Below are 13,906 nucleotides of genomic sequence, written 5' to 3' on the forward strand. Positions count from 1 at the left end.
CCAAAAAAACTAAACCGATTTAGTTATGATTAAGAATACATTAATGAAAAAGGTACAGCACTGGATTTATGTACTAGAGCATCAATTTCAGTGCCTTGTTATAAGGTAAACCTAGTTTAATTAAAATCAACTTAACAATTGTGAATTATGAGAAAAAAGAAACGAATCTTGAGAAGGGAGCTTTCTGCCCTCTTTGCCCTAGCATTTCTCTGTGCTTTCAATCAGGCAAAGGCCAATGAACCAACAACAATTCCCGACCATGAAAATAATCGGCGTGGGTTGGTTGTAGAGGAACTTTCAACGAAGAAAGACCCAGTGCGGCAAATTACCGTAACAGGTACCGTTAAGGATGAAAATGGCACTCCTTTACCTGGAGCGAGTATCGTTGAAAAAGGAACGACAAATGGGGTGCAAACCGATTTTGATGGTAATTTTTCAATTCAGCCCTTAAATGAAAACGCCATTTTGGTATTTTCCTATATTGGGTATACGCCTCAGGAGATCGCTGTAAAGGGTAATACCAACATCAACGTAATCTTATATTCCAGTGCTTCGGAATTGGACGAGGTTGTTGTTGTAGGGTATGGGACCCAAAAAAAATCCGATCTTACAGGCTCCGTTGCGACGGTTAGTGCCGAAAAAATCGAGGATCGCGTATCGCTTAACCCTTTGGACAACCTTCAGGGAAAAGTGGCCGGTTTAAATGTATTCAATAGTTCTGGTCGCCCAGGTGGTGGTTTTCGGGTAACGATACGTGGAAAGGGGTCCTTGAATGCCAATAACGAGCCCTTATACGTTGTGGATGGTATCATAGGTGTCGACATTGATTTGATCAACACCAATGATATTGAAACTATTTCCGTATTGAAAGATGCATCGGCAACGGCCATTTATGGGGCAAGGGGTGCCAACGGTGTAATTTTGGTCACAACTAAAAAAGGAAAATCAGGTAAATTTACTGTAGATATTGTTTCCAACCTTCAAATAGGGAAACCGGCCAATCAACCGGAAGTGTTGAATAGTGATGAATACTGGAAAGATTTAAAGGTTAGACTTGATGCCGATCAAAGGGCTTTAGGTGCCGGTGATGGATCTTTCGTCAACAATTATCCTGTTGATTATCCAGAATTTTTCACCGATGATGGCTCCGTAGAGGGAAAACCTATTTATGATACGGATTGGTTTGATGAATCTACTAGAACTTCTTATTCACAACAATATTTTGCGAATGTAAGAGGTGGTGGGGAAAATTTCAATATTTCTTTTTCAGCGGGTACGCAAGATGATAATGGTATACTGAACAGTACTTATTTTAAAAAGAATACCATGCGTTTCAATGGTGATTTTAGAATAAATGACTGGTTGAAAATAGGAGGTAGCCTCGCCTACAGTGAAACCGAGACGAACATTGTCGATGATTATAGGATTGGTGCGGATGCGCTAACGTATGCAATGTTATTCTATCTTCCCATTTATCCTACAGCTTACCCAGATGGTTCTCCTGTTAATGCCGATGACCTAAAGAATTCTAGCGGAGGTTGGGATGTTTGGTATGGCGCCACTCCAAAAGATAGATTGGAATTATTGGACAGGATCGTAAAAAACAGACAAGTAGTACGTAATATATTTACTGAAATCAATTTTACAAAAAACCTGAAACTAAGAACCTCGTATTCCATTCAGGATAATAATCAAGAGGGTAACATATTTGCGGCCAGAAGATTAGACACTTTCGTAAATCGAAATTCGGCCTCTTTAACAAATTCGAATGGGCAACAGACCATTCTTGAAAATACATTGAGCTACAATACCCTAATTAATGAAAATCATAGTTTAGGTGTAATCTTAGGGGCAACCAGACAAGAGAATGAGGCTTTTTCTTTTGACTTAACCGCTCAGGATTTTGACGATTTTTATAAATTCTACAATGTGGGTCAAGGAATCGCCGACCCTCAGGTAAATAGTAGTTTCGGCCGTTATTCCATCGACTCCTATTTTGGTCGCTTGGATTATAGTTACAAGAGTAAATACTTGTTGACCCTTACAGGTCGATATGATGGTTCTTCCAGGTTTGGAGACAACAATAAATACTCCTTTTTCCCTTCAGCAGCATTAGGATGGAGAGTGTCTAGTGAGCCTTTTATGGAGGGTTCAAAAGTTGTTTCCAATTTAAAACTAAGAGCCAGTTACGGTGAAACCGGTAACGATGCCATTGGTAATTATGCAAGAATTGCCAGTCCCGGAGTTCAAACAGTGATATTCAATAATGAAAGAGCCATTGGATCTTCACAAGGTTCTATAGGTAACGATGACCTTAAATGGGAAACAACCGAAGAAATCAATGTCGGATTTGATCTGGGAATAGCCGATCGCGTAAATATAACGGCGGATTATTATAAAAGAACAACGAATGATTTGTTGTTCAATGTACCACTGGCATCATTTACGGGGTATTCTTCAATTCTATCCAATGCAGGTTCCATTCGCAACAGTGGTGTCGAATTTTTAGTTAATAGTCTAAATGTGCAAACCGATAATTTTTCATGGAGTTCATCACTGAACTTCACAATGAACGACAATGAAATCCTTTCACTCGGTAATGAAGATGCTGATATCTTTACGGCACCAATCTGGTGGAATCAACAGATATTCAGGGTTGGTGAGGCTGCAGGGTCCTTCTGGGGCTATAATCGTTTGGGTACATGGGGTACCGACGAGGTAGATGAAGCTGCCCGTTATGGCAGAATACCTGGGGACATAAAGTTAGAGGATAAGAACGATGACGGTATTCTGAATTTTGATGACCAACAGATAATCGGAAGCGGACTACCCGATTACACCATGAATATCGGCAACACATTCTCATATAAAAACTGGGATTTGAGTGTAGATATTTTAATCAGTCAAGGGAATGATATCCTTGATCACTCCATTATTCTTCAAGTAGACCGTGTAGGTTATGGTAATACCTATAAAAAATTCTTTGATCAAATGTGGACACCGGAAAATCAAAATACAATGTACCCAAGAGTGCGAAAGAATATTAAAAAATTCGATGGTGCAGATTCAGGTCAAGTATTTGACGGTAGTTTTATAAGGGGACAGAACCTTAGCTTGACCTATAACTTCGATAGTTCTTTATTGGATAAACTGGGTTTACAATCCGCTAAAGTCTATATGAACCTTCAGAACTTTTTCTTAAGTACCGATTACCATGGTTATGATCCAGAGGTTAGTTCATTTGGCGGGCAATTTACCGAAGGAATTGAACTTAATGGTTACCCAAGACCTATGAATATGAACCTTGGATTTAAGCTAACACTATAACATTAAATAAAAAGTCATGACAAAATATAATCTATTATTAATTATTTGTTGCCTGTTTTTCTCATGTGAGGATTTTTTGGATGAAGTGCCAAAATCCGAAAAAACGACAATAGGTACGTCATTATTGGATGCACAAGAGTCTGTAAATGGTATATATGCTTATCTACGAGCCCCATATAACAGAACAGGGTATGCAAAAATGGTATATTCCATTCTTGAAGTAAGTACAGGGGCACTTAAACCTGCAGTAGGCACACAGGACACTGATATGGAAGATGCCTATGCTTTGATCTATAGTTCCAGTAACGCCAATGCCTCAGGATTTTGGAACACTTATTATGGAGGTGTTGAAGCCGCTAATATTGCAATTGCATCCATACCTACTATAACGGATCCAGAATTGACCACTGAAAAGGCTAATGCATTATTGGGAGAGGCGTACTTTTTAAGGGCTTATTATTATTATCAATTGGTACAGATCTTTGGGGATATTCCATTGAATATTACACCTTCATCTTCTTTTGATGACGGTCTGTTGCCAAAATCCAGTGTACAGGAAGTATATGAAACCGTAATCGTACCTGATTTATTGATTGCCGAAGATGCCGGTTTACCCAATACATCTTCAAGTGGACGAGTCACTAAAGGCGCGGTGAAATCGCTTTTGGCCAAGGTTTATTTGACTATGGCAGGAGCCCCTTTGAACCAAACCGATAAATATGCCCTAGCGCGGGATAAAGCCAATGAGGTTATAAGTGCCGAATGGTATAATTTGTTTCAATCGGATGGTTCTAAAACTTGGTTCAATAAATTGAACAATCCAGCATTTGACAATACTGAAGAAAACATTTTCATGGTTCAATATAATGATGAGGCTGTCGGGTCATCGATTACCAGTTATTTTACACCCATAGGCGGAGAGGCAATAAGTCCGTTGACCTTGCATTTTGGTGGTATGGAGCCAGAAGAGGATTACATAAGCTCATACGATGCCAATGACTTAAGGGCTCAAAACCAAGGCTTCTTTTTCAATGAAATGGATGGTGTTACTTTTAATAATTCCGTCTATAAATATTTTTATGAAGAATATAGGGAAGGGAACGGATTGTCTGGTAAGAATGTACCTCTTTTAAGATATGCAGATGTGCTATTAACTTATGCAGAAGCGCAAAACGAAGTGGCCACTGCAGATGCATCGGCATATAATGCCTTGAACGCGATACGTTCAAGAGCAGGTTTGGCAGATGTTTCTGGATTGAGTAAAGAAGATTTTAGGGAAGAAGTCTGGAAACAACGTTTTTGGGAGTTTGCTGCAGAGGCAGGAATAATCTGGTTCGATCAACGAAGAACCGGAATGGTCTTCAATGGTTCTGATTTTGGCAGTTTAGTTGGTAGCACACTACCAAATGGGAAAACCCTAACTGAAGATAATGTCTATTTCCCAATACCACAGAACGAGGTGGTACTTAATCCCAACTTGGGGGATTAATGGAAAAAAGATCATAGAGTTAGTTTTGTTTAGTTTTTTAAGACGAGGGTGGTTGAACAAATAACCACCCTTGTTTAAGGGCTTAACAGGATACACTTTGGCTTATTATTTTTAAGTTTCATTAGGGACGGTTTGAAGTAAAATTAGATGTCAACAGGATACTCCAATTAAATAAAAATTGTGTCAATTTTGGAAACAGGAAGATCACTTCGTTATAAGACAAGGATTTAAACAGGAATAAAGATAGACTGTCGTTTCCCTGATCAAAGATGGTTTTTGTATCTTCGAAAGAAAGATTTAGCTTTAATTTTTAATAAAACTAAACCGATTTAGTTGTAAATTTGGTTTTAGGTCGGAAAAAAGGATGAACATGTGTTATGGATTATAAAAAACAAATATTAATGAAGAATAGAATTAGGAAATTAAAGAAGGGTATCTTACTAACAGTGGTGCTTTTGGTTTCCTGCATCGGTGTTTCACAATCGATAGATAAAACCATCGGATTTGAATACCCTAAACCTTATGAGTATGTCCAGAAAGATAATAATATTCTGGTAAAGGCTTATTTGCAAGTAGCAAACGAGGAAGATTACAAACAGGTCGTTTTCGAAAACGGACGCACCTCAAAAATCGAACATAAAGAGGGCAAGGCCTGGGTGTGGCTTCCTGTTATAGGCCAACCTGAGATGATAGACTTTAAGGGGGCAAGTCGAAAATTGGACCAGAAACAACTTTTTACACCATTGGTGACTTCTGATTGGGGGTATTTCAATGAAGGCACCTTCCATATTATATCTTCCTCACATCAGGATATTGCTTGGATGGATACCCCTGAATATTGTATGCATGAAAGGGTCAATGATATTATTGCCCCTGCCCTGGATATCATGAAAACGGATAAAGACTATTATTTTGGGATGGAGCAGGCCCTGAATTTAAAAGAATTTGTTCAAGAATTTCCTGAACGTAAAAATGAGGTGATTGAACGCTATAAAGAAGGTAGGTTCACTTGGGGTGCTACTTATAACCAACCTTATGATGGCATGCAGACGGGAGAGCAGTTAATTCGGGAAATGTATTTTGGCAAGCTTTGGATAAAGGATAATTTTGATGGTGTAGAAGAAGAATCGGCTTACAATACCGATGTTCCCGGGAGAACTTTACAGTTTTCCCAGATTTTGGCCAAGTCAGGGGTAAAAAACCTTTTCACCTCTAGAATGAGGGAAGGGTTCTATGATTGGAAATCCCCAGATGGATCCTCGATATTGACTTATACACCTGGGAACTATGGTTGGGCGGCAATGTTCTACAAAATTTTTGATGAGGATGCTATTGAAGCCTTGCATAAGATTCAAAACAGGGTGAAAATGTGGAGCGATTATTATAAGGAGCATAATTTACCACCGCATTTTGCTATCGTTCTTAGTAATGATGCTGCCGGCCCTGTGGATTACGGCAAAGTAGTGAAGGAATGGAATGATATTGTTGCCAAAACAGGTGCTAAAATACCCGCTTTAAGACATTCGACCGTAAGCAGCTTCCTATCCGAAATTAATAAGCCAGGGGTTAAGTTCGAGAATTTAGAGGGGGATCGTCCCAATATTTGGGCTTATATACATGGCCCTGGACACCATAAGGCCATTACGGCATCGAGAAAAGCAGGTCGGCTTTTACCTTCCGCGGAAATTTTTGGTACCGTGGATGCACTTCTTAATAAAAGCTTTGATGAGTATCCCGCAGAGCGGTTGTCAAAGGCCTTTGAGGAATCTATTTATCCTGATCATGGGTGGGGTGGTAAAAACGGCCATATCACAGACAGTATTTTTAAGGATAAATTGGAATTCGCGGCTGATGAGGCCGTTGCATTGCTGAACAAATCTTTGGGTTCCATTTCCGAAAGGATAAACACAAAAAAATCGAATGGAGTTGTAGTGTACAACGACCTTTCATGGAGTCGAAGTGGGTTGGCCTCTGTAAAAATAAAGAATGCGGCATCCTATTATGTGACAGACGAAAATGGTATAGTGGTTCCTTCACAAGCAAGTACAAGTGATAAGGATGAAATACAATTCTATGCAGCGAAAATTCCATCCATAGGATATAAAACCTACTATTTAAGAAAGGGTAAGAGACAGGCCAAAATCAATAAAACCGTAACACCGAATGCATTGATGAACGAATATTATACAATGCACCTTGGTAAGGGGGGAATCACCTATTTATTTGATAATAAGTTGAAAACCGAAGTTATGAACACGACGCGTTTTTCAGGTGGCGATATTCTATCAATGGGATATAATGGCAATGGGGCAGGGGAGTTTACCCAAATGACCAAGCCCAATATGGATAATTATGAAAAGATGAGCAACCATGGGGATAGTTGGGAATTGGTTGCCGATGGGGCCGTTTATACGGAATATGAAAACAAGGCAAAGTTTAAGCATACTTCCGTGGTGCAGAGAATACGGGTGTTCCATCAAGAGAAGAAAATAGATTTCTTCGTAGATCTTTTGGATTGGGACGGTACACACAATAGGGAATTTAGATTTGCATTGCCCCTTAATATGGAAGATTCCAAGATTAAGTATGAAGTGCCATTGGCCATAGCCGAAGTAGGAAAAACAGAAATGAAACAGGCGCCAGGTGGTTGGGCATGGGGAGGAACCTATGATCAAAAGCCGGTAAACATACATCCACGTGAGGTGATGAACTTCATTGCCGCGGAGACACCGGATTTTGCGGTAACCATGGCTACCGATGTTGCACTTGCTGATTGGATAGACCCTACGAGGGAGGCTGTGGATTACACGGTACTTCAGGGAGTATTATTGGCCTCCCATAAAAGCTGTCACGGGGAAGGCAATTGGTACCACCAGACCGGTGACCATCATTTCAAGTTTTCTATGGCATCACACAAGGCAGATGAGAAAACCTCTTTTCAGTTTGGAACGGGATTTAACCACCCTCTGCGAACTGTTTTAAAACAAAAGGGAAATAAGCAAGCGGAATTGCCGGAAGCGATGAGTTTCTTCAATGTTTCAGAGGATATGGTGCGTATAAGTACAATTAAAAAAAGTGAGAAAGATGATAAGGTCATTATAAGGTTGGTCGAAATGGAAGGGAAAGACAAGCAACCTAGTATAGGGCTGCCAAAGTCCCTCACAGGTCTTGTCAAAACAAACCTGATCGAAGAGGAAGAAAGTCAAATGAAAGCCTCAGGTAATGACTTTAAGGTAAATATAGGTCACAATGCGATTGAAACCTATAAACTGATTTTTTCAGAAAAATAAGAAAATGAGGTTCTTCAGGAGGGTTTCAAATCAAATTTCGGAGGTTCACGCCATTTTGGTCAAAGACAGTAGGCAAGGTGTAGTTGTGAATTATTCCGAAGTGTATGAAATCGGGAACAGACTTCCGCTGTATATGCATAAAGAAATGGGCTGCCTGTATTTTTTTACACAAGTAGGCCCATTCATATTAGGGAAGGTAGATAAGGACTTCTCAGGCACGGGTATCATTAGAGACCATTCCCAGGTTAGGGTAACTTCAAATTTATTCCTAAAACCATAAGATTTATAGTTGAAATGGAAAAAGGGCTAAAGACTGTCAAGTGTGCTAACTGTAAATAAGTTCACAATAGAAATATGGTAAAGTACTTCAGATATGAGATAATAGGACTATAAGAAAGAAATATAATTAATGAATTTAAACATAAAGAATGAAGACAACTAAGCCGTTATGGAAAAATGATAAGGAGCTTTTTGAAATCGCTAAAAAAGAATTATTCGTGGCATTGGTAGGCGATATTTTGGATAAAATGGGCTATTTGCATCAGTTCCTTCCTCCCAATTTAAAACCCTTGAATGATGATTTCATAGTAATAGGAAGGGCAATGCCTGTTTTGGAGGCCGATGTATTTGAGGAAGTCACTGAAAACACCAAAAACCCTTTAATGCAGAAGCCTTTTGGCATTATGTTCGAAGCCTTGGATAGTTTAAAAGAAGATGAGGTTTATATCTGTTCAGGTTCTTCACCCAATTATGCGCTTTGGGGCGGATTAATGAGTACCAGAGCTATGAAATTAGGCGCTGCCGGAGCAGTGGTCAATGGATATTCAAGGGATACGAAAGAGATTCTAAGTCTAGAATATCCAACTTTTTCATTCGGTGGTTATGCCCAAGATCAAGGTCCACGGGGAAAGGTTATCGATTATAGGGTTCCCATAGAAATTGCAGGTATTCGAATAAACCCTGGTGATGTTGTTTATGGTGATATAGACGGCGTATTGATTGTGCCTAAAGAAGCTGTTGATGAAGCCTTTACGGGGGCAATAGAAAAAGCTAGGGGCGAACAGTTGGTAAAGGAGGCACTCCAGGCCGGAATGAGTACAGTTGAGGCTTTTGAGAAATTTGGTATCATGTAAACATACATGTCAAAAACAGTAATGATAATGAATAAAAAGTCTTCTTTTTACCTTCTGGCAATAAGTTTCGTATCTACTTTAGGCGGTTTCCTATTTGGTTATGACACAGCCATTATTTCCGGGTGCAACTCGTTTTTGGAAAGTCAATACAACCTTACGGCAAGTATGCTCGGTTGGGTGGTTTCCTCTGCGTTGTTAGGAACCATTTTAGGATGTATTATTTCAGGGAGGGTAACCGACTTATATGGGCGTAAAAAAACCTTGATATTAGCAGCAGGTTGTTTAACGATATCGGCTTTTGGTTCCATGTTACCCCCACAGTTTTTGGGAGATCCAGATGCTTCTTTCTGGATAACTTCTAGTTTGGACTCCTCATTCTTAACGCTAATTGTAGTCCGGATAATTGGGGGAATCGGTGTGGGTATAACCTCGGTTGTAGCCCCTATTTATATTTCGGAACTTACCATGCCCGAGAAAAGGGGAAAAATGGTATCCCTATATCAATTGTCCATAACTTTGGGTATCCTACTCGCTTTTCTTGTTGATTGGCTCGTTCTCAATCAGGCTGGTGAGAAGGCCGGAATTATCACTGGTGCTGATGTGGGTTTATGGGATTGGCTATTTGTAGAGGAATTATGGAGAGGCATGTTCGGTACAGAAATACCCATTGCCGTTCTGTTTTTGGTTTTACTCATGTTCGTGCCCGAAAGTCCAAGATGGCAGGTGGTGAACGGCAAAGAAAAAGAAGCTCTTGCCACGATGTCAAGGTTAGGTGATCTGGAAATGGCAAAAAGTCAGTTGGCAGAAATGAAAGAAGCCACTATCCAAGAAACCCAAGGGTTGAAAGAACTGTTCAAACCCTATTTAAGAAGACCATTTTTAATCGGTATTTTATTGCCGATGTTCTCCCATTTAAGTGGAATAGCGGCCATCATGTATTTTGCGCCCAATATCTTGAATGAATCGTTCAAAAGTGTTGAGAGTTCTTTCCTTGGTGCTGTCTTGGTTGGTATGGTTAATTCGATCTTCACTTTTGTTGCCATATTGAATATTGAAAAATATGGTAGAAGAAAGCTACTGTTGATCGGGGTCATTGGAGCTGCTGTATCTTTGATGGGTGTTGGTATATTGTTCGCTTTAGGTTCCAACTTGGTGATTATTCCATTATTGATTTATGTAGCGTGTTTCGCATTCTCATACGGACCCATAGTTTGGGTAATCATCAGCGAGATATTCCCAACAAAAATCAGGGGTCTTGCTGTAAGTATCGGCAGTCTGTCCTTAATGGTGACAGGTTTTTTCATCACCTTGACCAATCCTGTTTTTATAGAGACCATTAAGCCTTCTGGCACATTCTTCCTTTATGGGACATTGACGATTCCTGCCATTTGGTTCATTTGGAAATTTGTTCCTGAAACCAAAGGAAAAACCTTGGAAGAAATAGAGATGTCGTGGAAAACCGATAATAAAAAACAAAAACAAAGTAAATGAAATTGATAGAGCAATATCATATTGGTGATAATGGGTATCATCCTTTTCTAATTCGGGATGGTTGGCAGGTTGCCCAATTGAATTACATGCCCGAACAGGAAATTGATAATATTAAGAAGTTGGACGTTCATCATTTGACCGATGAGGTTTTTATCCTCTTAAAAGGAAAAGCGGTATTGATCACGGCAAAAATTGAGGGAGATCAAATTGAATATGACGTTGAACTTATGCAACCTAAAATCACTTATAACATTCCGGTTGAAACATGGCATAATATTGCAATGGAAGTGGGTTGTGAGGTAATTATCGTTGAGAAATCAAATACCCATGAAGGTGATTTCGATTTTTTCGAATTATCTGTCGAAAAAAGGATCGAAATGAAGGCGTTGGTCGAAAAAGCTTTCAGCTAATGTTTTAAGTTTTCAATTTAGATATGAATTAAAAGCAAGGTTTATGCTTAATATAGATTTACAAGGGAAAAAGGTTTTGGTTACAGGCGGAAGCAAAGGAATAGGCGCCGAAATATGTAGAAAATTAGGTGCTTGTGGTGCCGATGTTTTCATCAATTATAATAGCAATAAGCAAAGTGCTGAAAAATTGTCCCAAGAAATAAGCGATGCTTATGGGGTAAAAACAGGAATTGCGGGTGCAGATGTTTCAGATTCGGAACAGATAAAGAAAATGTTCGCGAAAATGGATGCTGAATTTGGCGGAATTGATATTCTTGTAAACAACGCAGGAACCGAATCCATTCACCATATATTGGATTTGGATGAAGAAGAATGGGACCGTGTCATCAATGTGAATTTGAAGGGACCCTTTTTATGTTCCAAAGAGGCAGGTAAAAGAATGGAAAAAGATGGAGGTGGTGTCATTATAAATATTTCATCGATCCATGATGTGGTACCTAGAAAGGGATTGATCCATTACTGTTCCGCAAAGGCAGGGTTAAAAATGCTTTCAAAATGCCTTTCACTCGAATTGGCAGAAAATAATGTAAGGGTCGTTTCTATTGCCCCCGGGGCCATAACCACGGAAATGAACAGGGAGGAAATTGCCAAATTCGGAAAAGAGAAGTTTGAGAATTGGATTCCACAAGGTAGAATTGGTAATGTGGGAGATGTAGCCCATACCGTAGCCTTTATGGCGAGTGAATTGGGCGACTATATCAATGGCTCCGATATTTATATCGATGGTGCATATATGAACCATACCATTCAATATGATCCGCGCCCTCCAAGAACAAAAGACTAGATCAAAAATGAAGATTGAACTAAAGGGAATGGCATGGGATCACCCCAGAGGTTATGAACCTCTAAGGGCGCTATCCAAGAGTTTTACGCAATCACATCCTGAAGTCAGTATTAAATGGGATGTTCGTTCGCTTAAGGAATTTGGTGATATGCCGATTGAAGACCTGATAGAGGAATACGATTTAATAACAATTGACCACCCTTATATGGGTCAGGCACATAAAAATCAATTGCTGTTAGATTTAAAAGGTATTATATCGGAAGATGAATTGGCCGTTTTTGAAAATGCCTATGTTGATCATTGCTATGATTCTTATCAGTATAAAGGGCATTTATATGCCTTACCAATTGATGCAGCGGCGTTGGTTGCGGCGAAAAGGGATGACCAGTTGTCGAAACTGAGGTTGCAAGTGCCAACAACCCTTGAAGAGCTAAAAAGTTTTTATAAAAAGGTGCCCAATAAACTTTCTGTTGCCTGGGCGCTCTGCCCCACAGATATCTGGTGTGCTTTTTTAACCTTGTGTGCCCAAATCGGCGGGCGCGGTTTTATTAATGAAAATGGAATCGACCCTAAAATTGGTGCCAAGGCGATTGACGAACTAAAATACCATTTGGAGTTCATTCACCCTGAATCCATCAATTGGAACCCGATTCAAATTTTGGATGAAATGGCAGCAAATGACGAAATTATCTATGCTCCTTACTTATTCGGGTACACCAACTATTCAAGAATGGGATATGCCAAAAACATTGTCACCTTTATTGATAGCCCCGCAAATCCGAATACTGAGGTATCCACCATATTGGGTGGAGTTGGTTTGGCGGTATCTGCACATTGCAAGTATAAAAAGTTAGCGGTGGAATTGTTGAAATATATCGCCAATATCGAAAATCAAGCAGGGGAATATGTTCGGCACCAAGGTCAACCCGCAGGGTTAAAAGCCTGGAAAAGCGAAGCGAACAATGCATTGTGCAATGATTTTTTCACGAATACGATGAAAACAATGAAAAACGCATATATAAGACCCCAATATCCCGGGTGGAATGAATTTCAAGAACAAGGGGCCGATTTAATCCATGCTTGTGTGGAAAAAAATACCGGAGCCGATACATTGATAAAAAATTTAAATGAACACTATAAAACCATAGTTTCCTATGAATAAAACATTTAAACATATCATCGTAAAATCAGAAGATAAGATTGGTTTCTTGATTTTTAACCGACCTACACAATTGAACGCGATGAATCGTGAAATGATGGATGAAATCATAGAAGCGATACGACTTATAAATACTGATGACTCTATAAATGTCGGGGTCATTACCGGTTCAGGTAGAGCATTTATGGCAGGTGCCGATATCAAAGAATACGGGGATCAGACACCAGAGGAGTTCAAATCTTTCCAAGATCGAGGGATAAAGTTATACGAAACCATCGAAAATGCGTCTAAACCATGGATTGCGGCGGTAAACGGATTTGCCCTTGGCGGAGGTTTTGAAATTGCACTTTCCTGCGATATGATACTCGCCAGTGCAACGGCTAAAATGGGGCTGCCCGAAGTATTCTTAAGTTTGGTTCCCGGGGGTGGGGGAACACAGCGTCTTATTCAAAAAGTAGGCATAAACCGTGCAAAGGAATTGTTGTTTTTCGGCGGTCAGTATACTGCTGAAAAATTATATGACTGGGGAATCGTAAATCAGGTAATTCCCGAAGATAACTTTGATGCGGAAATCGTACGGTTTGCAGAAAAACTGTCAAGACGGTCACCATCAGCGATCAAAGAATTGAAAAAATTGGCGCAACTAAGTCTATCCGCCCTTCCTTTTGATCAGAAAATTACTGAAGAGGGTAAGGTGGTAACAAAGCTTTTTTATGGTGCTGAAGCAAAAAAAGCCATTCAGGATTTCATTGCTAAATCATAG

The 13,906-nt window shown here is 39.7% G+C and carries 10 protein-coding genes; all 10 read left to right on the top strand.

Annotation, left to right across the window (positions count from 1 at the left end; genetic code table 11):
- Positions 1-147 precede the first annotated feature (147 nt).
- Entirely contained in the window at positions 148-3,327 is a 3,180-nt protein-coding gene (locus R3X28_RS02320) for a TonB-dependent receptor (protein ID WP_317662110.1), read from the top strand.
- Positions 3,328-3,343: 16 nt separating this feature from the next.
- Complete coding sequence (locus tag R3X28_RS02325; protein ID WP_282053895.1) at positions 3,344-4,816, top strand: RagB/SusD family nutrient uptake outer membrane protein; 1,473 nt, start codon at positions 3,344-3,346, stop codon at positions 4,814-4,816.
- A 401-nt stretch (positions 4,817-5,217) separates the two neighbouring features.
- The gene (locus R3X28_RS02330) at positions 5,218-8,106 is read left to right on the top strand and encodes a glycosyl hydrolase-related protein (protein WP_317662112.1); all 2,889 of its coding nucleotides are present in this window, start codon (positions 5,218-5,220) and stop codon (positions 8,104-8,106) included.
- 4 nt (positions 8,107-8,110) lie between these two features.
- Positions 8,111-8,386, top strand: coding sequence for a hypothetical protein (locus R3X28_RS02335; RefSeq protein ID WP_282053892.1), 276 nt, complete (start codon positions 8,111-8,113; stop codon positions 8,384-8,386).
- A 148-nt stretch (positions 8,387-8,534) separates the two neighbouring features.
- Complete coding sequence (locus tag R3X28_RS02340; RefSeq protein ID WP_154363604.1) at positions 8,535-9,239, top strand: RraA family protein; 705 nt, start codon at positions 8,535-8,537, stop codon at positions 9,237-9,239.
- Between the two features lie 27 nt (positions 9,240-9,266).
- Positions 9,267-10,730, top strand: coding sequence for a sugar porter family MFS transporter (locus R3X28_RS02345; RefSeq protein ID WP_317662113.1), 1,464 nt, complete (start codon positions 9,267-9,269; stop codon positions 10,728-10,730).
- The gene (locus tag R3X28_RS02350) at positions 10,727-11,140 is read left to right on the top strand and encodes a hypothetical protein (RefSeq protein ID WP_154363600.1); all 414 of its coding nucleotides are present in this window, start codon (positions 10,727-10,729) and stop codon (positions 11,138-11,140) included. The genes R3X28_RS02345 and R3X28_RS02350 overlap by 4 nt, the downstream gene beginning before the upstream one ends.
- Before the next feature lie 43 nt (positions 11,141-11,183).
- Positions 11,184-11,984: an SDR family NAD(P)-dependent oxidoreductase gene (locus R3X28_RS02355; RefSeq protein ID WP_154363598.1), complete on the top strand. Its 801-nt coding sequence runs from the start codon at positions 11,184-11,186 to the stop codon at positions 11,982-11,984.
- Positions 11,985-11,991: 7 nt separating this feature from the next.
- Positions 11,992-13,146, top strand: coding sequence for an ABC transporter substrate-binding protein (locus R3X28_RS02360; protein ID WP_179955009.1), 1,155 nt, complete (start codon positions 11,992-11,994; stop codon positions 13,144-13,146).
- Entirely contained in the window at positions 13,139-13,906 is a 768-nt protein-coding gene (locus tag R3X28_RS02365; RefSeq protein WP_154363594.1) for an enoyl-CoA hydratase/isomerase family protein, read from the top strand. The genes R3X28_RS02360 and R3X28_RS02365 overlap by 8 nt, the downstream gene beginning before the upstream one ends.

It is taken from the genome of Maribacter sp. TH_r10 (assembly GCF_033101095.1).
Taxonomy (GTDB): Bacteria; Bacteroidota; Bacteroidia; order Flavobacteriales; family Flavobacteriaceae; genus Maribacter_A; species Maribacter_A luteus.

Excerpts from the sequence above, each read along its gene's own strand:
- R3X28_RS02320 (WP_317662110.1), top strand. The coding sequence starts at position 148 with ATGAGAAAAAAGAAACGAATCTTGAGAAGGGAGCTTTCTGCCCTCTTT.
- R3X28_RS02325 (WP_282053895.1), top strand. The coding sequence starts at position 3,344 with ATGACAAAATATAATCTATTATTAATTATTTGTTGCCTGTTTTTCTCA.
- R3X28_RS02330 (WP_317662112.1), top strand. The coding sequence starts at position 5,218 with ATGAAGAATAGAATTAGGAAATTAAAGAAGGGTATCTTACTAACAGTG.
- R3X28_RS02335 (WP_282053892.1), top strand. The coding sequence starts at position 8,111 with ATGAGGTTCTTCAGGAGGGTTTCAAATCAAATTTCGGAGGTTCACGCC.
- R3X28_RS02340 (WP_154363604.1), top strand. The coding sequence starts at position 8,535 with ATGAAGACAACTAAGCCGTTATGGAAAAATGATAAGGAGCTTTTTGAA.
- R3X28_RS02345 (WP_317662113.1), top strand. The coding sequence starts at position 9,267 with ATGAATAAAAAGTCTTCTTTTTACCTTCTGGCAATAAGTTTCGTATCT.
- R3X28_RS02350 (WP_154363600.1), top strand. The coding sequence starts at position 10,727 with ATGAAATTGATAGAGCAATATCATATTGGTGATAATGGGTATCATCCT.
- R3X28_RS02355 (WP_154363598.1), top strand. The coding sequence starts at position 11,184 with ATGCTTAATATAGATTTACAAGGGAAAAAGGTTTTGGTTACAGGCGGA.
- R3X28_RS02360 (WP_179955009.1), top strand. The coding sequence starts at position 11,992 with ATGAAGATTGAACTAAAGGGAATGGCATGGGATCACCCCAGAGGTTAT.
- R3X28_RS02365 (WP_154363594.1), top strand. The coding sequence starts at position 13,139 with ATGAATAAAACATTTAAACATATCATCGTAAAATCAGAAGATAAGATT.